The 25703-nt window shown below is 71.9% G+C and carries 27 protein-coding genes; 3 read left to right on the top strand and 24 right to left on the bottom strand.

Features of this window, described 5'->3' with window-relative positions:
• Positions 1 to 31: 31 nt before the first annotated feature.
• The 6 genes from IE264_RS12250 to IE264_RS12225 form a co-directional block, all read right to left on the bottom strand.
• Positions 32 to 1117, bottom strand: a complete 1086-nt coding sequence (locus tag IE264_RS12250) for a LacI family DNA-binding transcriptional regulator (RefSeq protein WP_229887499.1) — start codon at positions 1115 to 1117, stop codon at positions 32 to 34.
• A gap of 174 nt (positions 1118 to 1291) precedes the next feature.
• The gene (locus IE264_RS12245; RefSeq protein ID WP_032759113.1) at positions 1292 to 2182 is read right to left on the bottom strand and encodes an LLM class F420-dependent oxidoreductase; all 891 of its coding nucleotides are present in this window, start codon (positions 2180 to 2182) and stop codon (positions 1292 to 1294) included.
• 128 nt (positions 2183 to 2310) lie between these two features.
• A complete protein-coding gene (locus IE264_RS12240) occupies positions 2311 to 3126 on the bottom strand; it encodes a TauD/TfdA dioxygenase family protein (RefSeq protein ID WP_032759275.1) in 816 nt (271 codons plus the stop codon).
• 248 nt (positions 3127 to 3374) lie between these two features.
• A complete protein-coding gene (locus IE264_RS12235) occupies positions 3375 to 5495 on the bottom strand; it encodes a glycoside hydrolase family 6 protein (RefSeq protein ID WP_032759114.1) in 2121 nt (706 codons plus the stop codon).
• 265 nt (positions 5496 to 5760) lie between these two features.
• Positions 5761 to 7218: a WGR domain-containing protein gene (locus tag IE264_RS12230; RefSeq protein ID WP_015613098.1), complete on the bottom strand. Its 1458-nt coding sequence runs from the start codon at positions 7216 to 7218 to the stop codon at positions 5761 to 5763.
• Positions 7219 to 7369: 151 nt separating this feature from the next.
• Positions 7370 to 7525 (bottom strand): DUF6131 family protein, encoded by a 156-nt coding sequence (locus tag IE264_RS12225; RefSeq protein WP_190167632.1) that lies wholly within the window; start codon positions 7523 to 7525, stop codon positions 7370 to 7372.
• A gap of 138 nt (positions 7526 to 7663) precedes the next feature.
• On the opposite strand from IE264_RS12225, the gene IE264_RS12220 reads away from it, so the two are divergent.
• The gene (locus IE264_RS12220) at positions 7664 to 8107 is read left to right on the top strand and encodes an SRPBCC family protein (RefSeq protein ID WP_032759116.1); all 444 of its coding nucleotides are present in this window, start codon (positions 7664 to 7666) and stop codon (positions 8105 to 8107) included.
• 198 nt (positions 8108 to 8305) lie between these two features.
• Here the strand turns inward: IE264_RS12220 and IE264_RS12215 are convergent, their stop codons facing one another.
• Both IE264_RS12215 and IE264_RS12210 read right to left on the bottom strand, forming a co-directional pair.
• Positions 8306 to 9958, bottom strand: coding sequence for an FAD-dependent oxidoreductase (locus IE264_RS12215; RefSeq protein ID WP_032759117.1), 1653 nt, complete (start codon positions 9956 to 9958; stop codon positions 8306 to 8308).
• Between the two features lie 121 nt (positions 9959 to 10079).
• A complete protein-coding gene (locus tag IE264_RS12210; protein ID WP_032759118.1) occupies positions 10080 to 10994 on the bottom strand; it encodes an AurF N-oxygenase family protein in 915 nt (304 codons plus the stop codon).
• Positions 10995 to 11324: 330 nt separating this feature from the next.
• On the opposite strand from IE264_RS12210, the gene IE264_RS12205 reads away from it, so the two are divergent.
• Positions 11325 to 11966: a TetR family transcriptional regulator gene (locus tag IE264_RS12205; protein WP_032759119.1), complete on the top strand. Its 642-nt coding sequence runs from the start codon at positions 11325 to 11327 to the stop codon at positions 11964 to 11966.
• Between the two features lie 39 nt (positions 11967 to 12005).
• Here IE264_RS12205 and IE264_RS12200 read toward each other — a convergent pair whose 3' ends face one another.
• The 13 genes from IE264_RS12200 to IE264_RS12145 form a co-directional block, all read right to left on the bottom strand.
• Positions 12006 to 13151: an AI-2E family transporter gene (locus IE264_RS12200; RefSeq protein WP_032759120.1), complete on the bottom strand. Its 1146-nt coding sequence runs from the start codon at positions 13149 to 13151 to the stop codon at positions 12006 to 12008.
• Between the two features lie 138 nt (positions 13152 to 13289).
• Positions 13290 to 13367, bottom strand: coding sequence for a 50S ribosomal protein bL37 (locus tag IE264_RS38645; RefSeq protein ID WP_373301916.1), 78 nt, complete (start codon positions 13365 to 13367; stop codon positions 13290 to 13292).
• A 140-nt stretch (positions 13368 to 13507) separates the two neighbouring features.
• The gene (locus IE264_RS12195; protein WP_015613091.1) at positions 13508 to 13933 is read right to left on the bottom strand and encodes a hypothetical protein; all 426 of its coding nucleotides are present in this window, start codon (positions 13931 to 13933) and stop codon (positions 13508 to 13510) included.
• A 92-nt stretch (positions 13934 to 14025) separates the two neighbouring features.
• Positions 14026 to 14574 carry a nitrobindin family protein gene (locus tag IE264_RS12190; protein WP_032759121.1) on the bottom strand — a complete coding sequence of 183 codons (549 nt, stop codon included), beginning with the start codon at positions 14572 to 14574 and terminating at the stop codon, positions 14026 to 14028.
• A gap of 73 nt (positions 14575 to 14647) precedes the next feature.
• Positions 14648 to 15532 (bottom strand): alpha/beta fold hydrolase, encoded by an 885-nt coding sequence (locus tag IE264_RS12185; RefSeq protein ID WP_032759123.1) that lies wholly within the window; start codon positions 15530 to 15532, stop codon positions 14648 to 14650.
• Positions 15533 to 15675: 143 nt separating this feature from the next.
• Entirely contained in the window at positions 15676 to 15894 is a 219-nt protein-coding gene (locus tag IE264_RS12180; protein WP_015613088.1) for an MbtH family protein, read from the bottom strand.
• A 116-nt stretch (positions 15895 to 16010) separates the two neighbouring features.
• Entirely contained in the window at positions 16011 to 16892 is an 882-nt protein-coding gene (locus tag IE264_RS12175) for a siderophore-interacting protein (RefSeq protein WP_032759124.1), read from the bottom strand.
• Between the two features lie 222 nt (positions 16893 to 17114).
• Complete coding sequence (hypE, locus tag IE264_RS12170) at positions 17115 to 18104, bottom strand: hydrogenase expression/formation protein HypE (RefSeq protein ID WP_229887504.1); 990 nt, start codon at positions 18102 to 18104, stop codon at positions 17115 to 17117.
• Positions 18105 to 18177: 73 nt separating this feature from the next.
• Positions 18178 to 19305, bottom strand: a complete 1128-nt coding sequence (gene hypD, locus IE264_RS12165; RefSeq protein ID WP_032759125.1) for a hydrogenase formation protein HypD — start codon at positions 19303 to 19305, stop codon at positions 18178 to 18180.
• Positions 19302 to 19637 carry a HypC/HybG/HupF family hydrogenase formation chaperone gene (locus tag IE264_RS12160; protein ID WP_032759126.1) on the bottom strand — a complete coding sequence of 112 codons (336 nt, stop codon included), beginning with the start codon at positions 19635 to 19637 and terminating at the stop codon, positions 19302 to 19304. Before IE264_RS12160 ends, hypD begins: the two co-directional genes overlap by 4 nt.
• Positions 19638 to 19651: 14 nt before the next feature.
• Positions 19652 to 22024 (bottom strand): carbamoyltransferase HypF, encoded by a 2373-nt coding sequence (gene hypF, locus IE264_RS12155; RefSeq protein ID WP_032759127.1) that lies wholly within the window; start codon positions 22022 to 22024, stop codon positions 19652 to 19654.
• A complete protein-coding gene (hypB, locus tag IE264_RS12150; protein WP_032759129.1) occupies positions 22021 to 22782 on the bottom strand; it encodes a hydrogenase nickel incorporation protein HypB in 762 nt (253 codons plus the stop codon). The genes hypF and hypB overlap by 4 nt, the downstream gene beginning before the upstream one ends.
• Positions 22766 to 23170: a hydrogenase maturation nickel metallochaperone HypA/HybF gene (locus IE264_RS12145; protein ID WP_031124940.1), complete on the bottom strand. Its 405-nt coding sequence runs from the start codon at positions 23168 to 23170 to the stop codon at positions 22766 to 22768. Before IE264_RS12145 ends, hypB begins: the two co-directional genes overlap by 17 nt.
• A 32-nt stretch (positions 23171 to 23202) precedes the next feature.
• Here IE264_RS12145 and IE264_RS12140 point away from each other — a divergent pair, with 32 nt between their 5' ends.
• The gene (locus IE264_RS12140) at positions 23203 to 23607 is read left to right on the top strand and encodes a helix-turn-helix transcriptional regulator (protein ID WP_051821956.1); all 405 of its coding nucleotides are present in this window, start codon (positions 23203 to 23205) and stop codon (positions 23605 to 23607) included.
• Here the strand turns inward: IE264_RS12140 and IE264_RS38640 are convergent.
• The 3 genes from IE264_RS38640 to IE264_RS12130 are packed head-to-tail and all read right to left on the bottom strand — an operon-like array spanning position 23583 to position 25703.
• Positions 23583 to 23687: a DUF6893 family small protein gene (locus tag IE264_RS38640; RefSeq protein ID WP_373301915.1), complete on the bottom strand. Its 105-nt coding sequence runs from the start codon at positions 23685 to 23687 to the stop codon at positions 23583 to 23585. The two genes, IE264_RS12140 and IE264_RS38640, sit on opposite strands and share 25 nt — an antisense overlap.
• 22 nt (positions 23688 to 23709) lie before the next feature.
• Positions 23710 to 24261: a hydrogenase maturation protease gene (locus tag IE264_RS12135; RefSeq protein ID WP_032759130.1), complete on the bottom strand. Its 552-nt coding sequence runs from the start codon at positions 24259 to 24261 to the stop codon at positions 23710 to 23712.
• Positions 24258 to 25703 carry a hypothetical protein gene (locus IE264_RS12130; RefSeq protein ID WP_032759131.1) on the bottom strand — a complete coding sequence of 482 codons (1446 nt, stop codon included), beginning with the start codon at positions 25701 to 25703 and terminating at the stop codon, positions 24258 to 24260. Before IE264_RS12130 ends, IE264_RS12135 begins: the two co-directional genes overlap by 4 nt.

The following is a 25703-nucleotide window of genomic DNA, read 5'->3' as shown; positions in this document are numbered from 1 at the left end:
GTACGGGAATGGGCCGGCGGTCCTGCGGGGCTCAGCCGGTCCGGCCGGGCGGTGGGCCCGCCGTGGATCCGGCGCGGAAGCCGCAGGCCACGAGGGGTTCGGTGTGCTCCTCGCCGGAGAGCTGGGCGGTGAGCATGCGGACTGCGGCGGCGCCCAGTTCGGCCCTGGGGATGTCGAAGCCGGTCGGCGGGCGGGCGGCGGCGAGGTCGGCGGGCGGCGAGCCGAGCAGCGCCAGCGACAGGTCGTCGGGGACGTCGAGCCCGGCGGCCGCGACGGCCGCGTGCAGGGCCCGCCAGGCGGCGCCGCTGTCGGTCTCCTCGGCGACGAAGGCGGTGACGCCCTCGGCCAGCCGGTCCCGTACCCAGCCGGGCGTGATGTCGTCGGCGGGGTGCGTGGTGCGCACGACGGCCGAGGGGTCGTCCGCGGCGCGCGGACCGGCGTACTCCGCGAGCGCGGTACGGAAGCCGTGCTCGCGGTCGGTGGAGGCCGGGGCGTCGTCGTCCTCGCGGACGAGGACGATCCGGCGGTGGCCGAGGCCGGAGAGGCGGCGGACGACCTCGGCGCTGGCGGCGACGTAGTCGGCGCCGACCCAGGCGAGCCCTTCCAGCTCGTCGCGGCGGCCGATGTGCACGGCCGGGTAACCGTCCGCGACGAGCTTGCGCAGCTGGTCGTCCGGGACATGGCGGCCGAGGAAGAGGCAGCCGTCCGCGAGCCGCACCCGGTTCAGCGCGCCGGGGTCCCCGGCCTGGGCGCCGCCGGGACTGGATCCGGTGAAGAGCACCAGGTCGTAGCCCTGGGCGGCGGCCTCCTGCTCCACGCCGACGAGGATCGGGTAGTACGAGTGCTCGACGGCGGTCGGGAAGGTGGCGGTGAAGCTGAAGACGCCGAGGAGGTTGTTCCGGGCCGCGGCGAGGCGGCGGGCGGCCGGATCGGGCACGTAACCGAGCTCGCGGGCTGCGGCCAGCACCCGGGCCCGGGTGTCCTCGTGCAGGGCGATGCCCTGCTTGTTGCCGCCGAGCACCAGCGACACCGTCGTCTGCGACACCCCGGCGAGCCGGGCCACCTCGGCCTGGCGCGGCCGGCCGCGCCGCTGCCGGGATGGTCCCTTTTCAGCCATGCTCGACTCCCTCGACTAATGCGCATTAGCTTCGGGCTGCGGAATGTTTCTGCAGCACTCATGCGGATTAGCCAGCACTTTGCCGCTGGGCGGCTGGAAGGGTCAAGAGGGGCAGAACGACTAATAATCGACTAATATTCGGCGCTCTCCACGGGGTTCCTCACGGCGCTCGTCCTACAGCTCCTCGCCGAACGCCTCGGCCAGCTCCCGCCACTGGGCGCGGGGCAGTCCTGAGCCGCCCTCGTCGGCGGTGAGCACCTGGAGCGCCACATGGTCGGCACCGGCGTCGAGGTACTCCCCGGTCCGGGACTTCACGTGCTCGGCGTCGCCCAGCGCGAACAGGGCGTCGAGCAGACGGACGCTGCCGCCGTCCTCGAAGTCGCTCTCCGCGAACCCCAGCCGCAGCAGGTTGGCCGTGTAGTTGGGCAGTTGGAGGTACATCCCCAGCATGGTGCGGGCGGTGGTGCGGGCCCGGTCGAGGTCGGTGTCGAGGACGACCGTCAGCTCGGGGGCGAGCAGGGCGTCGGGGCCGAGCGCCTCGCGGGCCTCGGCCGTGTGCTCGGTGGTGACGAGATACGGGTGTGCGCCCAGCGACCGGTCGGCCGCGAGCTTCAGCATCTTCGGGCCGAGCGCCGCCAGGACCCGCTCGCCGGGCTCGACGGACGGGGTCGCCGCGTCCAGCGCGTCGAGGTAGGCGACCATCGCGCTGTACGGCTTCGCGTACTGCGGCACCATCGGGCCGTGGCTGACGCCCAGGCCGAGGACGAAGCGCCCGCGCGCGGCCTCTTCGACGGCGGCGATCCGGGCCGCCACCTCCTCGGCGGTGTGGCTCCAGATGTTCAGGATGCCGGTGGCCACGGTCACCGTGCGGGTGGCGGCGACGACGGCCGCCGCGTCGTCGGGCGAGGGGCTGCCGCCGATCCAGAGGGTGCCGTACCCCAGCTCTTCGAGTTCGGCGACCGCCTCCGCGATCGCCTTCCTGCCCGCGTCGTCCGTCCGCGACCCGTGCAGGGCGCCGCTCCAGATGCCGACCCGTCCGAATGCCTCATGCGTCAAGGAAGTCATGGTGTGATCAACCGTCACCCGGACCCGGTATTCCCGGCGGGGCGACCCGCTCACCCGTACGGCCCATCGTTGGCGGTGGGCACGGGGAGCGGGTCGCGGGCGGGCCGGACGGCTGTTCGCGGGCGGGGTCAGCCGGCCGGTGCGGCCTCGGGGCGCTCCACGCCGATCACCTTGCGGTACACCCTGGCTCCGTCGCCGTAGTCGTCCACGGCGTAGTGCCAGGTCGCCTGGTTGTCCCAGAGCACGAAGTCGCCGGGGTTCCAGCCGAAGCGGATGGTGTAGTCCGGCGAGGAGGCGTGCCGGAGCAGGTGGTCGAGCAGCACCTTGCCCTCCTCCGGTGTGACGCCGGTGAGCCGGAGCGCCGAGGTGCTGATGAACAGCCCCTTCCGCCCGGTGAGCGGGTGTTCGAGGACGACCGGGTGCTCGACGGTCTCCGCCACGGCGGTCCGCTTCTTCCCCTGGGCGTAGTTCTGCGGGTCGGCGTCATAGGCGGCGCTCACCGAGGCGAGCAGCACCTTGAAGGGCTCCGACAGATCGTCGTACGCGGCCTGGAGATCGGCCCACAGGGTGTGCCCGCCGAGCTCGGGCACCTCCTCGTAGGTGAGCGACTCGATGGCGAAGACGGGGCTGCGCCACAGCCCGCCGATGTGCCAGACGCTCGCCTTGCCCGTCTGCCGGACGTTGTACGGGTAGACCAGCGGGTTGGCGGCGTCCTTGACGGCGGTGGGGTGGTCGAAGGGCTCGGCGAAGACGCGTACGGCCTCGACGTGCTGATCGGGTGTCAGGTGCTGGTTCCGGAACACCAGCACCTTGTGCTCCCGGAAGGCCTGGCGCAGCTGGTCGGCGGTTGCCTCGTCGACGGGTTTCGTCAGGTCGAGGCCGATCACCTCGGCGCCGATCCTCGGTCCGACGCGGCGTATCTCGTGCGTGGTGACGGTGGTCATGCCCATCTGCTCCCTGTGCTCGCGGCTGTTGTCGTACGGGGATGGAGGCGGGCTCGTCAACAGAGGGACGCGCACGTGCGCGCCAGGTCCACGTGCAGTCGGCGGTAGAGCGCGGGGAGGGTCACCCGTTCACGGTAGGCGGGCTCCCCCGGCTCGGGACAGGCGCGCGGCGTTGCACTCGCGTGAACAAACGCGGCTGCCCCTCCCCCACCGTGCGGCGGGAGAAGGGCAGTTGACCGCGCGTCGGGTCAGGGGGCGGTGCCCCAGGTGAGGGTGGAGTTCACGTAGACGCCGATCCTCGGCGCGTCGGCGAAGCTGGTGTTGGTGGCGCGGCTGTAGTCGTCGGCCTCCTGGAAGGCCGACCAGTCGCTCTTGTTGATCCGTAGCTGGATCTCGCCGGTCGAGGCGCCCGCCGCCAGGGTGCCGCTGCCGAAGCCGGCCTCCAGGTAGTGGCTGGCGCCGGGGGCCGGTGCGCTCGCCGTGCGTACGCCATGGGTCACGTTGCCGCAGCCCAGGACCGCCCAGTCGCAGGAGGTGGCGAAGGTGCTCGCTCCGGCGTCAGGGGTGAACCAGTAGCGGGCGGTCACCGTGGACAGGTTGACCGCGGTCGTCCCGGTGTTGACGACCTGGAGGGACATCCGGATCTGGTTGTCGGTCGGGGAGGAATCGGTGTTGCGGTACTGGACCTTGAGGGCACCTGTGCCGGTGCCGCCGCCCGCCTCGGTGGTGACCGGTAGGGCTGCCGAGGCCGCCGATACGTTGCCCGCCGCGTCCTTGGCCCGGGCCGTGTAGCTGTAGGCGGTGGACGCGCTCAGGCCGGTGTCGGTGAAGGTGGTCGAGGCGGTGGAGCCCACGACCGCGCCGCCGCGCAGGATGTCGTAGCCGGTGACCGCCCGGTTGTCCGTGGACGCCGTCCAGGCCAGGGTGACGCTGCTGCTGGACTTGGCCGTCGCCCGCAGGGCCGTGGGTGCGGTCGGCGCCTGGGTGTCCTCCCCGCCGCCGTTGCCGCCGCCGAGGGGCGGGTTGGCGTTGCGGAGGAGCTCCTGGAACTGGCTGGAGAACCAGTGTCCGGCGACCGGGGAGTCGGGCAGGGCGCCGGTGAGGTTGAAGCCGTTGCGGCCGTTGCCGGTGTACGTGGGGTCGCACATCCGGTCGAAGCCCTTGCCCTCGTCGTTGTCGACGGGCTTGCTGCTGCCGTCGGACTCGCCCGGGGGCTTGGCCCAGACGTAGGCGTCGATCCCGGGCTCGGGGGCGGTCGTCGGACGCTCGCCGACGCCCGCGCCGCTCTGGTTGCACCAGTTGCCCGCATGGATGCGGCGGTCGGTGCGGCTGCCGTCGACATAGGCGTTGACGCTGGTCAGCGGCCCGGGGCCGGTGGGCCGGGACGGGCCGCCCCAGCCGTTGCGGGCGGTGTCGATGAGCATGCCGATGTCGGAGGCGAAGCCCTGGCGGACCAGCTCGGTGCGCAGTGCCTGGGCGAACGAGAGCTCGTCCACGTAGTAGTTCCAGTCGACCCAGGAGGACTGGCGCACGGTGGTCCCGTTCACCGAGTCGGTCACCGCGAAGTGCGGTTCCTTGAGCGCCGAGTAGTTGGCCGTGTTCACGATGAAGCCGTGCACATCGGAGACCGAGGCGCCTTCGACCGTGGCGGCCTTCTTGAACTGCTGAGCCGCGGGAACGAAGTTGGAGTCCCAGCCGAGCCAGCCGTGGTGGGCCGCGTCGACGTAGTTGTAGACGTTGGGAAGGGCACCGAGCGTGTGCAGGGCGTACCCGATGCCCTTCTCGTAGTTCCCGTTCGCCTTCATCGTGGCGCACTCCGGTGTCGAACCGGCGGTGCCTCCCGCGTTGGTGACCAGGTTGGGCAGCGAGTCGGGTTCGATGAGGGTGACGATGCGCAGGCTCGCGTAGGCGGGGTCGCCGAGGATGGAGGCGATCGGGTCGATGTAGTCGCTCTTGTAGCGGCCGAGCTCGGTGGGGCCGAGTTCGCCGTTGGAGGCGAGTGCGGCGCAGTCGCGGCCGGGGAGGTTGTAGATGACGACCTGGAAGAGGTCGGCTCCCTGGCTCACCGCCGTGTCGAGGTGTGCGCGCAGGCCGCGGGCGCCGGGCGTGCCGCCGATCGCGGCGATGCGGTCCATCCAGACGAACGACGGCTCGTCCGCGATGACGTCCCCGCCCGGTTCGGCGGCGGCCCTGGCGGACCAGTCGGGATTCACGTAGGCGGTGGCGCCCGCATACGGGTTGTCGACGCGGGCGGCGGCCGACGCCTGGCCGGGCAGGGCGATCGCGAGGGATGCGCCCAGGACCAGGGCGGACAGTGCGGCGAGCGCTTTTCTGCGCGGTGCGTGCGGGGTGGTGCCTCTGTTTCTCATTGCGGCTCCGTGCTCCTCTCGTACGTCCGCCACGGCATACCGGCGGACGGGCTCAGGGGTACGTGGTGCTCAGGAGGTGAGGCGTGCGAAGTGGTACGGAAACTTACTGTGGGAGCGCTCCCAAAGTGGCGTGGCTGCCGGTACATGTCAAGCAGTCCGACTCAATCACCTTGTACAGAAGGGGTTTTGCGTTGATGGAAGCGCTCCCATTTCCGCCGGAAGGCGGGTAGTGGGCCGAGGTGTCCGGCCCACCACCCGGCAACGCTCACTGGAGGCGTCGGATGTCACCCCGGACCCGGTAGAAGCCGCCGGCCGCCGCGTGCAGGGCGTCCACCACGTACCGCGCGCCGGGCTGCCGTATCGCGCGGGGGAACTGCACGTTCCAGGAGGTGTCGTAGCCCCCGGACACCACGTGCACGCGGAGGCGGCCGCCGGTGTCCTGGATGCATTCGACGACGACCGACCCGGCGGGGGCGTGGGTCACGGTGGTGACGGCCGCTGCGGCCGTGGCGGGGGCGTAGGTCGGCAGCGCCGCGGCGAGCTTCACGTCCCGGGGCGCCGGAACCGTGCCCTGCTGGGCCGCGGAGATGGCGGCCTCGCTCGCGTCCACGCAGACCAGTGAACCGTCGGTCGTCACCAGGTAGAGCCGGCCGTCGCGGTACTGCATGGACAGCGCCGACCCGCCGCCCGTACCGAGCTTCCACAGGCGGGTGCCGTTCTGGTCGAAGCAGTACACGGAGGACGAGGCGTCGCCCGCGAAGACGAACCGCCCGCCGGGCGAGGTGGCGCAGGAGTACACCGCGCTGTCGCAGGCGTACGTGGCCTCGATCGCGCCGGTCGCCTTCGACAACCGCTGGACCGCCCGGTGCGCCGTCCCGGCGTACACCGCGTCGTCCTCCTGCCAGCCGAACAGGACGCCGCCGCGGGTGGGGGTGTGCCACAACTCGCCGCCGCCGTCCGGGGCGTAGGCGGTGACGCCGCGGTGGTGGCCGTGGTAGACCGCCCGGTCGTCGGCGCGGACCATCCAGGCGTGCTCGCCCTGGCTGCGGCGCGCCCACTGGTGCTCGTCCTCGTGGTCGATGACGGTCAGCCGGCCGTCGCGGTCGGAGACGTTCAGCAGGCCCTCGTGGATGTCGAGCCAGAAGATGTCGACGTCGGCCGCGATGTCGTACGCCGCGAACGGCAGCTTGGAGGAGAGGTCGTAGACCCGGCCGTCGTCGCACCCCGCGTAGATCCAGAAGTCGTCGGCGACCAGGCACTTCACGCCGTCGGGGAGGCTGAAGCGGGCGAGGACGCCGCCCTCGTGGTCCAGGGTGTAGACATCGCCCGCCTGGTTGCCGACCCAGCACTGCTCGTCGTCCACGTGGATGCCGAACGCCGAGGAGCCCGTACGGAACCGCCACAGCACGGGCGCCACGGCCCGCGCGGTGGAGGGGGCGGACGTCACCTGGCGGCGGGTCACCGACCTGGGCGCACGCTGACCGGGGACGGCCGGGGCGTATCCCTTGCGGACCTTCTCCCCCACCTTCTTCGCTGCCGCCGCCTGCGCCTTGGCGAGCGTGGCGAACGTCGACGTCTGGGTCTGCCCGCCGGCGCCGATCCGCCCGTACCGCACGGTCACCACCAGGCCGTCGACGGTCACCTCGTAGAACTTGTGCGCACCGGCGCCTTCCTGTGACAGCTCCAGATACGTCGTCGTCGGCACGGTGGACGCGGCAGACATGGCAGACCCCTCCCCAGGGCGGACCCGCGGCCGTTCCGGCGGGTCTCACTGCTCCACACCGTAGGAGGTGCCACTGACAACGCGTCGCCGCCGTCCCCCGTACGGGAGCGGCGGCGGCGATCATGCGGTGTGCGGGTTCCTTCCCCGGGGGCTACCAGTAGTGGCGCCTTCCGCCCACCGCGCGGCCCGTCGCCCCCAGGACCCAGAGCACCAGACCGATGGCCACGAGAATGATCCCGATGGTCCAGAGGATGGAAATGCCGGCGATCAGGCCGATCACCAGGAGAATGACACCGAGGATAATCATGGAGCCCTCCAAACAATGCCGACTATCTCCGAGTATGCGCCTCATAAAGATTTTCCGTCGGTCGGCTCCGCGTGGCCGGAGAGGATGCGGGTACCAGAGGGCGCAAGCCGCATCCGAGGGAAAGCAAGGTGGTTGTGCATGTCCTCCTCACTCGTCGAGACCGTCGACATCGAGGCCCCGGTCGCCGTCACCTGGGCGCTGTGGAGCGATGTCACCCAGTGGCCGAGGTTCCTGAGCCACGTGCAGCGGGTCGACCCGCTGGACGAGCGGCGTTTCGCCTGGCAGCTGTCGCTGCCCGGGGCGGACAAGGCGTTCGTCGCGGAGCTGACGGAGGTCGTGCCGGAGGACCGCATCGCCTGGAGGACGACCGAGGGGGTCCATCACGCCGGGGTGGTCACGTTCCACCGGCTCGACGACCGTTCCAGCCGGGTCGCGCTCCAGATCGAATACGACCCCCAGGGTTTCCTGGAACACCTCGGCGCTCTCACAAATCTGGATTCGGCCCTGGCCAACTACGACCTGGGTGAATTCCAGAAGCTGGCCGAACTGACAGCGGCCGGAGGCAGTTCCGAAATCCGCTGACCCGCCGCCGGGCATACCCGCTGCCCGGCCGCGGAGCCCCTGTGCCGCGTCCCACAGGCGCTCCCAGGTGCAATCCGGCGCGCAGTGGGTACGAGACTCCCTGACCCGAGTTCATGCAGGCGCTCCCCTCCTGTCTGCACGAACCGCTGAGGCCCCACCGGTCGGTGACCGGTGGGGCCTCGGCTCTGCGCGGGCGGATCAGCTCGGCGTCCTCCAGCGGCGGCGGCCCTTCGCCGCCGCCACCAGGGCGGGCACCGTGCCGAGCTTGACGCGCGGGCGGCCGTGGTCGCGGCCGCGGGCCACCTCGGCCCGGTCGATGGCGGCCAGCCCCCGGGCGTCGACGACATGACCGCCGCGGCTGCGGGCGAGGCGGCGGAACGCCGTCGGCGGGTGGGCCGGGGCGGTCAGGGCGCCCGCCACGGCGTCGGCCAGCAGCGTTCCGACGGTCTCGGCCGCGCAGGTGCGGTTGGCGCCGATGCCGCCCGAGGGGCCGCGCTTGATCCAGCCGACGACGTACGTCCCCGGCGTACCGCTCACCCTGCCCGCCTCGTGCGGTACGGTCCCGGACGCCTCGTCGAAGGGCAGGCCCGGCACGGCCACGCCCCGGTAGCCGATCGCCCGCAGCAGCAGGCCCGCCTGGATGTCCTTCTCCCCAGGCCCGGCCGTCACGCGCACGGCTGTGACGCAGTCCTCCCCGAGCGCCTCCACCGGGGCGGAGTGGAAGCGGAAGACGATGCGCCGCCCGGGCGCGGGAGGACGTGACCAGTCCACCGCCCGGCGCTCCACGTCCCGCAGCAGGGCCGCCTTCCCTCCCGGAGCAGCCGCCTCGATCGCGGCGCCGGTCCGCGGGTCGTGGTCGTCGACGACCAGGCCGACACCCGGCAGGTGCTTCAGGGCGAGCAGCTCGGAGGCGGTGCAGGCCGCGTCCTCGGGTCCGCGCCGGCCCAGCAGGACCACCTCGCGGACCTTCGATTCCCGCAGCGCCGCGAGGGCGTGGTCGGCGATGTCGGTGGCGGCCAGCGCCTCGGGGTCCGTGACGAGGATGCGCGCGACGTCCAGGGCCACGTTGCCGTTGCCGACGACGACCACGCGTTCCGCGGTCAGGCGCACGGACTCCGGGGCCACCTCCGGGTGGGCGTTGTACCAGGAGACGAACGAGGTGGCCGAGGAGCTGCCGGGCAGCTCCTCCCCCGGGATGCCGAGCCTGCGGTCGGTGGAGGCGCCGACCGCGTAGATCACCGCGTCGTGGTGCGCGGCGAGCTCCTGGGCCGTGATGTCCTTGCCGACCTCGACGCCCAGATGCATCCGCACCCGGGGGTGGGAGTGGAACCGGGCGAAGGTCTCGCCGACCTTCTTCGTCGCGGGGTGGTCGGGCGCCACGCCGTAGCGGACGAGGCCGCCCGCCACCGGCAGCCGGTCGACCAGGGTCACCTCGGCGTTGGTGTGCAGGAGCAGGTCCTCGGCGGCGTACATGCCGGCCGGTCCTGTGCCGACGACCGCCACCCGGATGGGGGCGAAGTCGGAGGGCAGGCCGCGCTCGAAGGTGGGCTCGCCCCAGGCGTGGAAGTTCGGCCCGGCGGGGGCGGGTTCGGGCTCCCGGTCCTCGAAGTAGGCCGCGTTGATGGCCGCGTACTCCTTCTGCGCCCCGAAGAGGCTGTCCACCGGGAAGATCGCGTCGACCGGGCAGGCGTCGGCGCAGGCCCCGCAGTCGATGCAGGTCTCCGGGTCGACGTAGAGCATCTCCGTACTGCCGAACGCCCGCTCCTGGGGGGTCGGATGGATGCAGTTGACGGGGCACACGGCGACGCAGGTGGCGTCGGAGCAGCAGGTCTGGGTGATGGCGTAGGTCATCTCGTCGTCTCGGGTCGTGGTCGGGGAACGCAGGCGCGGGATCCTCGGCGCGGGTCCTCAGTGCGGATCATCGGCGCGGGTCCTCCGCCCGGGTCGTCGGCCGTGGGGCGTACGGCCCGGATCAGATCAGCGAGGCGCGCCTGTAGAAGAACAGGGCCGGCCGGGTCAGCAGCCGGGCCGAGGCCAGGAACTCCATCAGCCCCGAACAGCTGGAGCGCATCAGCGACTTGTGGTGCTCGTTGGCCCTGGCCTCGGCGCGGGCGCGGGCGGAGTCCAGACCGGCGTTCGCGTAGACGTCCCGGTTCACCATGCTGGTGACGATGTAGTACGAGGCGATCGCCACCACGATCGCGTTGATCCGGCGCCGTACCGCGCCCGCGTCGCGCAGCCGCTTGCGGGTCTCGTCGCGGGCGAACTTCATGTGCCGCGACTCCTCCACGACATGGATGTTGTTGATGGTGCGGACGAAGGGTGCGACCCGCTCGTCCCGCATCCAGTCGCGCTGCATCACGTCGAGGACTTCCTCGGCCACGAGTATCGCCGCGTAGGCCGCCTCGCCGAAGGCCAGCGTCTTGAAGGCGCGTCCCAGCTCCACCACGGGGCGGCGCGGCCGGTAGGCGGGTGCGCCCAGCTTCGCGGCGCCCCGGGCGAACATGATCGAGTGGCGGCACTCGTCGGCCACCTCGGTGAGGGCCCACTGGAACCGGGGGTCGGTCGGGTCCTTGGCGTACATGTCGCGGAGCACCATCTGCTGGAGGATCATCTCGAACCAGATCCCCGTGCTGGCGACGGACGCCGCTTCCTGACGGGTGAGCGCCTTGCGCTGGGCGTCGGTCAACTCGTTCCAGTACGCGGTGCCGTAGAGCGTGGACCACTCGGGGCTCGCACCGTGGTGGTCGGGGTCGAGCGGGGTCTCCCAGTCCACCTGGGTGGCCGGGTCGTACGACAGTTGGGCGGCCGAGTCGAGCAGTCGTCGGGCGACGTCCTGCTCGGCGAGCCGGTCCTGGTCCTCCGGCCGAACGGTGCTGCTTGACATGGTGCGGCTCCTTGACTCGAGAGATCGACCCGGGGCCGCCCGGCCGCTGCCCCATCGCGTTCCCGCCCGATGGGATCCATGTGGCCGCCGTGCGCCGCCCCCACTTGTTAGACGCCGTGTCTAGCAAGCTTATTAGACGCAAGGTATAGCAAGGGCGGGGTGCGGGCCTAGACCCGTGCGGGGAATCTGTACGAGCTCTCCACGCCGCGTCGTTCCGCGAGGCGGAACCGGGTCGCTGGAGTACGCCGGTGTCTGGCACCCGGCCCAGCACCGGGGGGCGTACCGGCCGCGCTCCGGGTAGCGTCGGACGCGGCCCAGGGAGGCGTGAGGATGCAGGACCGCGAGGAGCAGACCGTTCAGCGGATCATCGAGGCCGCCGGTGTGATCATCGCCCGGGACGGCTACACAGGCGCGGCGACACCCGAGATCCAGCGCCTCGCCCAGGTCTCGCGCGACGGCTTCTACCACCACTTCGACTCCAAGGAACAGGTCGGCGACGCGATCCTGGCCCACCAGAACACGTACTTCCAGCAGGTCGCCGAGCAGACGGCATCAGGGCCGGTTCCCCAGTTCTGGCTCCAGGCCCTGATCGACATCAGCCACCACTACACGGCCGGCCTCCTGGAGGACCCCGTCCTGCGGGCCGCCGTACGCCTGTCGATCGAGCCGGGCCCCTACCAGACCGCCGAGAGCTACGCGGGCCCGCTGGGAGCCGTGACCGCCGTCCTCGAATCCGCCCGCGCGGCCGACGAACTCCAGGACCACGTCGAACCCGTAGAGGCTTCCCGGACCATCGTGGGCTGCTACAGCGGCGTACAGATGCTCTCCCTCGCCCTGGCCGAGCGGGACGGCCTGCACCAGCAGGTCAGCGCCATGTGGGCCCTCACCATGCCCGGACTCGCCCGCCCGGCCGTCCTCAGCCGGCTGCGCCTGGGCGCGCCACGCCCCGCAGGTGCGGCCCGGCCGAGGTGAGACCCGGGGCGCAGGCCACCGCGGCCCGGCCGCACCGCGTCAGGCGGGAACAGGGGCGTCGGCGTCGGGGCCGCCGCCCGGGGCCGGCTCCGGTTCCCGGTCCTGCTGTTCCGGCCCCTCCAGCGGGTCGCTGAGCTGCTCGCGCAGATAGTTCCAGATCACGGCCATCAGCGCCGCCGCCGGGACCGCGAGCAGGCTTCCCACGACTCCGGCCAGACTGCCGCCGAGCGTCACCGCCAGCAGGACCACCGCCGCGTGCAGGCCGAGTCCGCGGCTCTGGATCATGGGCTGGAAGACGTTCCCCTCCAGCTGCTGCACAGCGATGATGATCGCCAGCACGATCAGCGCGTCCGTCAGGCCGTTGGAGACCAGCGCGATCAGCACCGCGACGAAACCGGCGAAGACCGCACCGACGATGGGCACGAACGCGGAGACGAACGTCAGCACCGCCAGCGGCAGCACCAGGGGAACGTCCAGGATCCACAGGCCGATACCGATGAAGACGGCGTCCAGCAGGCCCACGAACGCCTGGGACCGTACGAACGAACCGAGCGTGTTCCAGCAGCGTTCGGCCACAACGGGGACGTCGGTGGCGAGGCGGCCGGGCAGCTGGCGGCCGAGCCACGGGAGGAAGCGGGGGCCGTCCTTCAGGAAGAAGAACATCAGGAAGAGGGCCAGAATCGCGGTGATCAAGCCGCTGAAGACGGTGCTCACCCCGGTGACCGCGGTGTTGACGACGCTTCCCGCGCTGTTCTCGATGCGGTCGACGGCGGAGTCGAAGGCGCCCGTGATCTGGGCGTCGCTGATGTTCAGCGGCGGCCCTGCTGCCCAGTCGCGCAGCCTTCCGATGCCTTCGACGACACCGTCGGCCAGCTCGCCGGACTGCGAGGCGACCGGCACCGCGATAAGCGCGATGACACCGCTGCCGACCAGAAGGAACAGCACGGTCACCAGCGCCGCGGCCGGTGCGGGCCGCCATCCTCGGCGGCGCAGGAAGCGGGCGAACGGCCAGGTCAGGGTGGTGAGCAGCAGAGCCACTATGAGGGGCCAGACCACCGACCAGGTCCGGCCCAGAAGCCACAGGGCGACGGCGGCCATCAACAGGACCAGCAGCAGTTCGACCGAGACGCGTGCCGATCTACGGAGCGCGGCCGCGGTCTTTTCGGAGCTCAACGTGGCAGACATGGGCTCACCTTATGAGTGCTCCGGCCGCTCCCCCACATCCGTGGGGCACGAAGGGTCCGGCGGGCGCTCGGCGAACGCCCGGAACAGGTCCGGGGGGCAGCACCGTGCGGTGCTGCCCCCCGGACCCCCGGACCGGCCTCAGCTCTGCGGGCGCTTGCCGTGGTTGGCGCCGTTCTTGCGGCGGGCCCTCTTCTTACGACGTCGCTTCGAGGACATCGAACCCTCCTCTTCCCTCTGCTCGGTTGGGCACACATGATCCTCCGGACCGTCGGGTCCGGTGGTGAGGAAGACCACTCCCCGCCCCTACCGTCACAAACTCGGGCCGCGGTCGCAAACCGCCGTCCCGCCGTTCGAGGTCACTTGAACAGGTTCTCGCCGAAGTCCTCGGCGCAGCGGTCCTCTTCGGCCGAGCTGTTCGCGCTCTGCATGCAGTCCTCGAAGTCCTGGAACGAGCCGGAGTTCACGACGGATATGCCGATGACGAGGACGATGGCCCCGCCGATCAGCCCGAGTCCGCCGAGGACGGCACCGGCGATCGCCATGCCCTTGCGCGGGGCCCGCCCCTGGCGGGCGCGGAGCGCCCCGAGGATGCCGAACACCACCGCGAGGAGGCCGAGAAGGAGTCCTCCGACGACCGTCCAGAAGAAGAGGATGGCGAGCAGACCCAGGACGAGCGCGGTGACCGCCAACCCGTTGCTCCTGGCGGGTTCCGGAGCGCCGTACTGCGCGCCGTACTGCACATGGTCCGCGTTCGGCTGCTGAGGGTAACTGGGCATGGACATCGGATACGAACTCCTTACCAAAAGTTGTCCTGTCCATATGCCCCACAAGACCGTCGGTATGCAAATCCGATCTATGCCCCGTCGGTCCGGCGCTACTCCTTGTCGTACCGCCGGAACTGCGCCGACAGGTGGTGCTGCAGGGGCTGTCCGACCGCCGCGAGGTCGTGGACGAAGGTGAGGGTGTCCTCGTCGGTGAGGGTGTAGCGGCGGCGGGTGGCGTCGACCTTCTTGGCCGTGGGGGCGAGGGCCACTTCGTGGGTGGCGAGGTCGACGGTGCCGTCGGCGGCCCGGCCGACCGCGATCTCCGCGATGCCGGTGGGCTGGGTGATCAGCGCCTCCACCCGCCCCTCCGGCTGCAGCCGCCACCAGCCGCCCTCCCGGGCCGAGGGCCGCAGGGGGCGGCCGTCGGCGTCGAGCAGCCAGGCGCGCGACACGTAGTGGAGGAAGGGGCGTCCGTCGTGGCTGAAGGTGAGCTCCTGCGCATAGCCGAACTCGTCGTCGAGCGTGGGATATCCGCCCCTCCCGTTCCCCGCCCAGGTGCCCAGGAGCCCGAGCACCGGTGCGAGGAGCGGGTGCGGCGCCGGCGCATCGTCCGGTCGGAAGGCATCGGGATACGGGTGCTGCGGGGCGGGGACGGACATGGGGCGTACTCCTGGGTCGGTACCGGTACGTCTGGCCGGTGGCAGCCTAGGCGTACCTCACCTCCCTCGGGGGTCAGCGCTGGGTCGGCAGCGCGTTTCCGTCCACGCGGACGGTGCCGGTGGGACGTTCGCGGCGGACGGGCCGGGCGGGCAGTTCCGCGAAGAAGTCGAGGAGGGCGGCGTTCACCTCCGCCGGTCGTTCCAGATGGCCGAAGTGGCCGGCGCGGGCGATCTCGGTGTAGCGGGCGCCCGGAACGGTGTCGGCGATCTCCCGGGTGGCCGTCGCCGGGACCATCACATCGTCGGCGAAGCCGATGCACAGGAGCGGGACGTCGATCGTGGCGTACCTGGGCAGCCGGTCGGTGTCGCCCATGGCGTCGTACTGCGCGCGGACGCCCGGTCCGCTCGCCCCCGCCGCGAAGGTGAAGACATCGAGCCAGTCCCGCGACTTCTGCGGATCGCTCAGGGTGTGCGGCGAGAGGTAGCACAGGGCCGAGAAGACGGCGCGGTGCGAGGCGGGGACGTCGGCCCCGCTGTCGTGGAGTTCACGGCGGGCCCGGTTGAGGGCGGAGCCGAACGTGTCGGGGCGGGCCCGGCCGGCCATCAGCACCGCCTGGGCGACGAGTTCGGGCCGAGTGAGGAGGAGTTCGCCGACGACGGCGGCGCCCAAGGAGAAGCCGACGATCCGGCAGGGGGCGAGGGAGAGGTGGTCGATCAGGGCGGCCAGGTCGGCCGCCATGGTCTCCAGCGTGATGCCGCCGGGCGGTGACACGTTCGGCGGGAGGCCCCGGTTGTCCGGGGCGACCACCCGGTAGCCCGCGTCGAGCAGGGCGGGGGCCTGGTGGGCGCGCCAGGCGGTGCGGCTGGCGCCGGTGCCGTTGACGAGCACCACGGGCGCTCCGTCGCCGCCCGAGTCGTCGTGGACGAGGTCGATGCCGTTCAGGGATGCGGTGGGCATGGCGGGGGTCGGACCTCGCTGTCCTTGGTGTCGCCCGTGGTCCGGTCGCCGAGGAGGGCCCGGCCGGTGCCGGGGCCCCCTCGGGCGTTCCGCGACGGCTCGGGCCATGGGCCTTCACCGGGTGCGGCGGTTTCAGGAAAGGGTCATGCCGGATCGGCCGCCATGCTCTCCGTGAGGCTCTTGGGCCGCAGGTCGGTCCAGTTCTCCTCCACGTAGTCGAGGCAGGCCTGGCGGGTGTCCTCCGGGTGCACCACGGTCCAGCCGGCGGGCACCTCCGCGAAGGCGGGCCACAGGGAGTGCTGCCCCTCGTGGTTGACGAGCACCAGGTAGGTGCCGTTCTCGTCCTCGAACGGGTTGGTCACCGATCCTCCTCGACCTTAGGCAAGGCTACCTTTACTGCGATGACAGCGATCTTACCCACCACGCTCTCAGTTGACGCGGCGAATCCCCCAACTCCCTTGCGCACCAAGGAGCGGCTTCACAGCCCGAGATCGCTGAGGCGCGCCTCGTACCGGATGGTGAGGTCTTCCTCGTCGTCGACCGGGTCGTCCCAGAGGGCCACCAGTTCGGCGCGCACGGCGTCGGGCAGGGCCTCGTACCGCTCGTTCCAGCTGTCGGCGTCCGGGATCCAGTAGCCGACGACCTTGAACCGGGTGGCGGGCAGCCCCAGCTCCTTGCGGAGGTAACGGCGTACGGTGCGCAGCGCGTTGGTCTCGCCCGCGACCCAGACGTAGCCGCCGGCCAGGTCCGTGCCGGGCGGGATCGCGGCGCTCACCAGCTCGGCCAGCCGGCTGGCTCCGTGGCCGTTGCCGCCGTAGGTCCAGGTCACCTTGGTGCCGGGCAGCGGCTGGACGGCCTCGGGGCCGGGCAGTTCGACGACCACGCGGGTGGCGACGTCGTCCGGGGTGTTCTCCAGCAGCCGCGCCACGGCGGGCAGGCCGGTCTGGTCGGCGATCAGCACCTGCCAGGCGAGGTCGTCCGGGGGGCTGTAGAGGCCGGTGGGGTCGTTCACGCCGAGGACGTCCCCGGGCTGCGCGCCGGCCACCCAGGTCGACGCGACGCCGTGGTCGTGCAGCACGAAGTCGATGTCGATCTCACCGGCCTCCGGGCGCACCGCCCGCACGGTGTACGTCCGTATCGGGGCAACAGGCTGGCCCTCCGGGGTCTCCCAGCCCTTCTCCGTGGTGATGGGCAGGGAGACGTCACCGCGGTCCGGGCCGTGCGGGAAGAAGAGGCGGATGTACTCGTCGCCGGCCCCGGTCGACTCGAAACCGGCGAGCCCCTCACCGTGCAGCGTGACCCGGGTCATGGTCGGGGTGAGCGGCTGGACTCGGGCGACGACGGCTCGGTGGATCGTCATGGGCACTGCCCCTTCGTACGCGGTGGTCGGCCTGGTCGCGGGGGCGACAGGACGCGGATACGTCCATCGGACACGGCCACGGGTGGCGGGGCTCCACCCGGGACGGGGTGCGGCGCACACGGAGGCGACCACCCGGCCCGGATCAGCCCTCTCGCCTCAGGACGACTCCGATTCGACTTAGGACAGCCTAACCTTCTTCTGTGCGGTGTTCGATACCGCGTGTCAGCAGATACGCGGCAGTTGCTCACCGAGCGGCATGTCCACCACACGCGTGCCGCCGAGGCCGGTGGCGGCCACGACCATGCCGGGGTGGTCCTCGACGCAGCTCCCGATCCGCACCGCCTCCTTGCCGAGCGGGTGGGCGCGCATCGCCTCCAGAACGGCGTCGGCGTGGTCGGGCGGTACGAAGGCGACGAGCTTGCCCTCATTGGCGACGTACAGGGGGTCGAGGCCCAGGAAGGAGCAGGCGTTGGCGACGGTGTCGGGCACGGGGAGGGACCGCTCGTCCAGGGTGATGCCCACTCCGGCGGCTCCGGCGATCTCGTTGAGCGAGGTGGCCAGGCCGCCCCGGGTGGGGTCGCGCAGGACATGGAGGTCCTGGCAGGCGGCCAGCATGTCGGCGACCATTCCGGCCAGGGAGGCGGTGTCGCTCTGGATCTCGACGCCGAACTCCAGCCCCTCGCGCACGCTCATGATGGCGACGCCGTGGACGCCGATCTGCCCGCTGACCAGCACCGCGTCACCGGGAGCGGCGCGCTGCGGGCGGATGTCGACGCCGTCGGGGACCAGCCCGATCCCGGCGGTGTTGATGAAGATCCCGTCGCCGTGTCCGGCGTCGACGACCTTCGTGTCGCCGGTCGCGACGGTCACTCCGGCGGTGCGCGCGGCGTCGCCGAGCGCCTGGGCGACCCGGCCGACGACGGAGAGTTCGACGCCCTCCTCCAGGATGAAGCCGCAGGAGAGGTAGGCCGGGACGGCCCCGGCCATGGCCAGGTCGTTGACCGTCCCGTTGACGGCGAGGTCTCCGATGGACCCGCCGGGGAAGAACAGCGGCCGGACGACGAAGGAGTCGGTGGAGAAGGCGAGCTTGGCGCCGCCCATCGTCAGGTGCGCGGAGTCGCCCAGTTCGGCGAGTACGTCGCTGCCGAAGGCCGGGGCGAAGAGGTGTTCCACCAGCTCGGCGGAGAGCGTTCCGCCGCCGCCGTGGCCCATGACGATGCGTTCGTGGTCGCGCAGGGGCGCGGGACAGGTCCAGCCGGAGAAGTCGGCGGGGGCGGGGGCGATGTCAGCCAACGGAACTCGCCTCCTTGGGGGTCTTCTCCGGAACATCGAGCCGCCGGTACAGGTAGTACGCGGCGCACGCGCCCTCACTGGAGACCATGGTGGCGCCGAGCGGGTTGCGCGGGGTGCACTCCTTGCCGAAGGCGGCGCACTCGTGCGGCTTGATGAGGCCCTGGAGGACTTCGCCGCTGCGGCAGACCGTGGACTCCTCGGTCTCGATGCCGGTGACCGAGAACCGGTGCTCGGCGTCGTACTCCCGGTACTTGGGCGACAGCCGCCAGCCGCTCTGCGGGATCATCCCGATGCCGCGCCAGGACCGGTCGGTGACCTCGAAGACGTCGGCCAGCATCGCCTGCGCGGCGGGGCTGCCCTGTTCGTTGACGGCGCGCGGGTAGGCGTTCTCGACTCTGTGCTCGCCCGCCTCCAACTGCCGTACGGCACGCCGGATGCCTTCGAGGATGTCCAGCGGCTCGAAGCCGGTGACCACGATGGGGACCTCGTGCTGTGCGGCGAGCTCCGGGTACTCCTTGGTGCCCATGACCGTGCAGACGTGTCCGGCGGCGAGGAACGCCTGGACCTGGCAGTCCGGCGAGTTCATGATCGCGTCGATCGCCGGGGGCACCCGTACGTGGGAGACCAGCAGGCTGAAGTTGGGGATGGAGAGCTTCTTCGCCTGGTAGACCGTCATCGCGTTGGGCGGGGCGGTCGTCTCGAAGCCGATGCCGAAGAAGACGACCTCCTTGTCCGGGTTCTCCTGGGCGATGCGCAGAGCATCCAGCGGCGAGTAGACCACCCGTACGTCCGCGCCCTCGCTCTTGACCTGGAACAGGTCGCGGCCGCTGCCCGGGACGCGGAGCATGTCGCCGAACGAGCAGAAGATCACGTCGGGGCGGGAGGCGATCTCCAGGGCCTTGTCGATGATCTCCAGCGGGGTGACGCAGACCGGGCAGCCGGGGCCGTGGATCAGCCGGATCTCCTCGGGGAGCAGCTGGTCGATGCCGTGGCGGATGATCGAGTGCGTCTGTCCGCCGCAGACCTCCATCAGGGACCAGGGCTTGGTGGTGAGGGCCCGGATGTCGTCGAAGAGCCGCTTCGCGAGGACCGGGTCGCTGAATTCGTCGAGATACTTCATGACCGCGCCTCCTTCTCGGCGCTCTCGGCCGGAAGCTCGGTTCCGACCGGGCGTTCGGTGCCCGCGTCCTTCGCCGCCTTGCCCCAGTGGTCGCCGAACTCCTCTTCCAGGACTCCGAGGTTCTCGAAGAGTTCCAGGGTCTGGCGCGCCGATTCCTCGTCGAGCCGTTGCAGGGCGAATCCGACGTGGACGATGGCGTAGTCCCCCACCTGCATGTCGGGGACGTACTCCAGGCAGACGTCCTTGACGACGCCGCCGAAGTCGACCTTGGCCATCCGTGTGGCGTCGCGTTCCTCGATCTCCAGCACTCGGCCGGGTACGGCCAGACACATGGCGCTCTCCTCCCTCACTCCTTCGTCCGGGCGGCGACCATCAGCTGTCCGAGGGCGAGCCCGCCGTCGTTGGGGGGCACCTTGCGGTGTCTCAGTACGGTGAAGCCGTCCTCTTCGAGGCCGGCCGAACAGCCCTCCGTCAGCAGGGCGTTGCAGAAGACACCTCCGGTCAGGGCCACGGTGGCGATGCCCGTACGCTGCCGGGCCACCGCGCACACGTCACGGACGAGGCCGGTCACCGCCCGGTGGAAGCGGCGGGCCACCGCCGGGGCCGGGGCACCGCTCAGGACGTCCGCCGCGGCGGCGGCCAGGACGGGTGACGGGTCGGCGATCAGGGGGGTCTCCGGCCCGCCCGGCTCTGCTCCCAGGATGAACCTGTACGCGCGCCCGCGCCCGTTGTCGTACAGCGCCGCGTTCTCCAGGCGCATGGCGGCCTCGGCCTCGTACTCCACCCGGTGGCAGATCCCCGCGAGCGAGGAGACCGCGTCGAAGAGGCGGCCCATGCTGGAGGTGGGGACGCAGTTCAGCCCGCGCTCCAGCTGGCGGGCCAGGAGACGCCGTTCGCCGGGCGGGGCGACGGCGGCGCACGGCAGTCGGTCCGACCACGGCACTCCGGCGGCGCGCAGGTGGGAGAGCGCCATCCGGTACGGGTTGCGGACGGCTGCGTCCCCGCCCGGCAGGGGTACGTAACGGAGATGGGCGAAGCGCCGGAAACCGTCGTAGTCCGCGATGAGCACCTCGCCGCCCCAGACCGCCCCGTCGTCGCCGTACCCGGTGCCGTCGAAGGCGACGCCGATGACGGGGGCGGTGCCGTCGAGGCCGTGCTCGGCCATGGTGGAGGCGACATGGGCGTGGTGGTGCTGGACCTGGCGGAGGGGGAGGTCGCGCGCCTCGGCGGTGCGGCGGGCCCACTGGGTGGAGCGGTAGCCGGGGTGGCGGTCGGCGATGAGGAGGCGCGGGGTGACGGTGGTGAGCTCGGTGAGGTGGGCGGTGGCCTTGGCGAAGGCGGTGAGGGTGGCGAGGTCGTCCATGTCGCCGACGTGGGCGGAAAGCCAGGCGTAGCGGTCGTCGGCGGCGCAGAAGGTGTTCTTCAGATCGCCGCCGACCGCGAGGGCCGGGTGGACGGGCAGGGGCAGGGCGAGCGGCAGCGGGGCGTAGCCGCGGGAGCGGCGGACGGGGAGTTCGGCCCCGGCGCAGATCCGGACCACCGAGTCGTCGCACGGCACGTGGATGGGCCGGTCGTGCTGGAGCCAGGCGTCGGCGAGACCGTCGAGCCGGGCCAGGGCTTCGGCGTCGTCGGTGACGATCGGCTCGCCGGAGCGGTTTCCGCTGGTCATGACGAGGACGGGCGGCCCCGGCGGGTCGCCGGGCAGGCCGAGGAGGAGGCGGTGCAGCGGGGTGTACGGGAGCATCACGCCGAGGTCGGGGCTGCCGGGGGCGACACCGGGCGCCACGTCGGCGGACGGCGAGGCGTGGCGGCGCAGCAGGACGACCGGTTTACGGGGGCCGGTGAGGAGGTCGCGTTCGGCTTCGTCGACCCTGGCCAGGCGCCGGACTGTCTCCAGGGAGTCCGCGAGGACGGCGAAGGGCTTGCCGCCCCGGTTCTTGCGCTTGCGCAGGGTGCGTACGGCGGCGGGGTCGCCCGCGTCGCAGGCCAGGTGGTAGCCGCCGATCCCCTTCACCGCGACCACCGCCCCGGCCGCCAGCAGCCGGCGGGCCTCCGCGAGCGCCTCGTCCCCGTGCAGTGCACCCGGGTCCTCGGGGCCCCGGCGGAGGGTGAGGCGGGGGCCGCAGGCCGGGCAGGCGATCGGCTGGGCGTGGAAGCGGCGGTCGGCGGGGTCGGCGTACTCGCGGGCGCAGTCCTGGCACATCGGGAAGCCCGCCATGGTGGTGCGGGGCCGGTCGTAGGGCAGGCCGGTCACGACGGTGAAGCGGGGGCCGCAGTGGGTGCACGTGATGAACGGGTGGCGGTGGCGCCGGTCGGCCGGGTCCGCGAGTTCGGTGAGGCAGGCGTCGCAGGTCGCGGTGTCCGGCGGGATCAGGGTGCGGCCGGTGCCGGAGGGAGCGGAGGGGCGGATGGTGAAGCCGGAACCGTCGTTCAGGGCGGGCACGGGGTGCGGCTCGACCGATTCCACGACGGCGAGCGGGGGTGCGCGGGTCCCGATCGCGTCGGTGAAGGCGTCCACCGCCGCCGCCGGTCCCTCGACCTCCGTGACGACACCGTCGGCGTCGTTGGTGACCCAGCCGGTGAGTCCGTGCTCCTCGGCCAGGGTGTAGACGAACGGACGGAATCCGACGCCCTGGACGGCGCCGCGCACGGTGAGGTGGCGGCGGACCCGGTGCTGCGGGGTCGCCGTGGGCGGGGGTGCCGGTTCCGTCGCGGTCATCGCGGGGTTCCGGCGGGGGCGTGGGAGTGCTCGGCGGAAGGAGTGTCGTGGTGGTGCAGGTGCTTCTCGTGCTGTCGCGCGAGCACCGGCGTATGGGTCTCGCGGCCGTCCGCCGCCCGCAGGACATGGGCCAGCAGCGCGTCGACGCCCTCGCCGGTCCGGGCGGAGGTCTCGATGACGGGCACGCCCGGATTGACCTGCTGGACACCGCTGAGGAAGTCGTCCCGACGGAATTCCACCGCGTCCGCGAGATCCGTCTTGGTGATCACGACCAGGTGCGCGAGGCCGAAGGCCGCCGGGTACTTCACCGGCTTGTCCTCGCCCTCGGTCACCGAGGCGAGCGCGATGCGCAGGGTCTCACCGAGGTCGTAGGAGGCGGGGCAGACGAGGTTGCCGACGTTCTCGACGAACAGCAGCCGGGTCCCTCCGGGCAGCCAGCCCTCCAGCTTGCCCCGGAGCATTCCGGCTTCCAGATGGCAGAGCCCGTCGGTGAGGATCTGCTGTACGGGGGCTCCCGAGCGGGCGAGGCGCGTCGCGTCGTTCTCGGTGGCGAGGTCGGCGGTGACGGCGGCGGCCGGGGTGCCGCCGGCGACGGCCCGGGTCAGCAGGGCCTCCAGGAGGGCGGTCTTGCCGCTGCCGGGGCTGGACATGAGGTTGACGGCCGTGGTGCCGCGATCGTCCAGGGTGCGGCGCAGCTCCACCGCGTTGGTGTCGTTCTTCGCCAGCACGGCCTGGTGCAGGTCAACGGTGCGGCACATGGCTCGCCTCCGGTACGTCGTCCCCCTGCCGGATCTCCAGGTCCTCCAGGACGACCCGGGCGATCTCCAGTTCGCGCCCGCCGGTCAGGCTCATCGCCTGCTCGCAGGCGCCGCACCACAGGTCCGGGGGCATCCCGGTCGCGGTGTCCCTGCCGCAGCCCTCGCAGCGGGCCCTTCCCTCAACAGTTTCGATCAGCAGCCGGGCGTCCGCCAGGGCAGTGCCCTCGGCCGCCACGCCGAAGGAGAAGTCCAGCGCCTCGGGCACCACGCCGGACAGCTCCCCGACCCGAAGGGTCAGCGACCGGACCGGGACCCGTTCCGCACCCCGTTCCCGCAGCGCGGTGTCGACCTGGTCGACGACGGCCAGCGCGATGGACAGCTCATGCACGGCGCTCACCCCCTCGCTACCCTGAAAGGACCATGCCTGGTCACGAGGTCGAACGGCGAGCGCTGCTCACCCCGGTCCTGCTCCTGCTCCTGGCCGAACGCCGGGGTCACGGCTATCAGCTGGTGCAGCGCCTGGGCGCGTTCGGCTGGGAGGAAGCCGAGTCGGCCCATGTCTACCGGCTGCTGCGGTCCATGGAGAAGTGCGGTGAGGTCACCTCCCAGTGGTGCGCCTCCGCCTCCGGGCCCGCCCGCCGGGTGTACGCCATCACCCCGCAGGGCGCCATGAACCTCGCCCTGTGGTTCGTCCGGCTGGGAGAACTGCACAGCACCCTCCATCTCTTCCTCGAGCGCTATGTGCAGCTGGAGGACGTCGGGGGCGGGGACGAGCCCCCGCACCACGCGGAGCATGGGGACTACATCCGGCGCATGCGCAGGTAGCGCCGCGCGTCGGGCAGGTTTCTGACGAGGCCGTAGAGGGCCGCGAGGCCCGCGGCGACGCCGATCCACATCCAGTGCATCCTGTCCTCCAACGTCGTGGTCTCAGTTCTTCTGCGGTACGGGATTCCGCTGCGGTACGGGGGTGGCGCGGCGCGCCACCAGGTCCAGCACCAGGCCCACCGCCGGCTCCACCGCCTGCTCGACGGGCGGGCTGAGCCCGATGCCCTCGCCCGTGTCCCGGGGTTCGCAGCCGACGACGTAGACCTCGTCGGGGAGCGTGCCGCCCGCCCCGGCGTGCAGGTCGTGCAGCAGGCCGAGCACGGTGGCGGGGTCCATCGCGTGGGTGTCGAGCGGGCCGGGCCGGTGCCCGGTGTCCGGGGGCCGCGGCCCGACGTCGATCGTGTACAGCGTGCCGGGCGGGGAGCCCCGGCTCACCAGGTCGACCAGGACGAGGGTGCGGTAGCCCTCCAGCAGCCGGTAGGCGAGGTGCACCCCGCGGATTCCGGCGTCCATCAGTTCTGTCCCGGGCGGCAGGCGGGACGGGTCCAGGGCGCCGAGCCGGCGGACCGTCTCCACGCCGAAGCCGTCGTCCTGGAGGAAGATGTTGCCGACCCCGGCGACGAGCGTGCGCCCGGATGTCTCCGTACCGCTCATGGCTCCTCCTCCCTCAGCTCCTTCAGCGGCGCCACCTCGTCCGGCTTGAAGTAGAGGAAGCGGCCCTGCTGGCGCCGGATGTCGGTGCCCGGGTCGTCGTCCAGGACGACGGCGAGGTGCAGCTCCCCGTCCAGGTCCGCGACGACCGCTTCGACGGTGGCACGGCAGCCCCGCAGGAACGTGTCCTGGGCGTCCGTGCGGCGGGCTCCCGGGGTGAGGAGGACCCGGGAGCCCTGGCCGACGGCCTCACCGTCTATGGGGATGGTGGTGGGCGCGTCGGCCGCCTCGGGGTCCTGCTGCGGGTCCCACCAGGGATGCCCGGTGCCTTCCGGGAGGGTCAGCCCGCAGACAGGCTCACCGGCGGCCGGGGTGTCCTCCCCCGTCACCTCGCGCAGCCCCCGGATCACCCCGTGCAGCCGCTCCCGTACCGCCTCGGGCATGGAGTCCACCAGGTCGATGACCTCGGCGGCGCGGTCGTCGGTGCCGCGTGCCTCGCGCTTCTCCCGCTCGGTGAGGGCGGCGGTGCGCAGGGAGAGGATCTCGTCGATCTCGGTGGCGTCGTAGAGCGGGCCGGGGCTCTCGTCGGCGAGGACGGGGTGGTCCTCCAGGATGATCGGCGAGGAGAGGACCAGGTCCCCGCGGTCCGCCGGGCCCGCCAGGACGGGCCAGGTCCGGTCGTTGCGCAGCTCCGCGACGGCGGGGCGGGCCCACTCGGGCGGGTCCGTCATGGAGAGGAAGCGGCCTCCCTGGGCGGCGAGCAGCAGGTGGGCGCCGATCATGCTGTGCGGGAGAGCCGTCGTCCGGTCCCCGGCCGGGGCGTCGGTGGTGTTGAGCACGGTGACGGTGAGGCGTGACACCCGGTAGGGGCCGGGGAGTTGCTCGATCCCGGGGCGGACCTCGCCGGTCAGCCGCGCCCGTCGCCGTACGAGCCGTCCCAGGGTCCTGCCCCGGTCGTCCAGCACGGGTTCGTGCTCGACGGCGGGCGGCAGGTCGAAGGTGACGGTACGGGTGTGGGCCTGCTCCCCCGTCAGTTCGGCGAGGGGCGCGTGGAGCCGGATGCGCTCCTCGTGGCCCTCGTCCCAGGGGACCAGGACCCGGTCGGGCAGCTCCAGTTCGGGGACCTCGGTGTACGTGCCGTCGGGGTCGAGGCGTTCGACGGTCCGCCGCCGTACGTGCAGGAAGCGCAGTTCGGCGTGGAGGCGGTCGGCGGTGCGGGGCTCCAGGAGGATGTCGGTGCGCTGCTCCGCGTACTCGCCGCCCTGTGCCGTGCAGGCGGGCGGCACCAGGACGCCGAACTGCCAGCGCATCCGGTTCTTCGCGGACGAGGCTCGGTAGGGGTAGAGGACGTACCCCTCGAAGAGGACGGCGTCGGCGACCGTACGGACCTGGTCGAGTGCGTCGTCGAGGGTTCCGGGCGGAGGCAGCAGGTCCGGGCCGGTCAT

The sequence above is a fragment of the Streptomyces microflavus genome, assembly GCF_014650075.1.
GTDB lineage: Bacteria > Actinomycetota > Actinomycetes > Streptomycetales > Streptomycetaceae > Streptomyces > Streptomyces microflavus.
The sequence above is the reverse complement of the archived record's forward strand: the minus strand, read 5'-3'. Positions and strand labels throughout refer to the sequence as shown.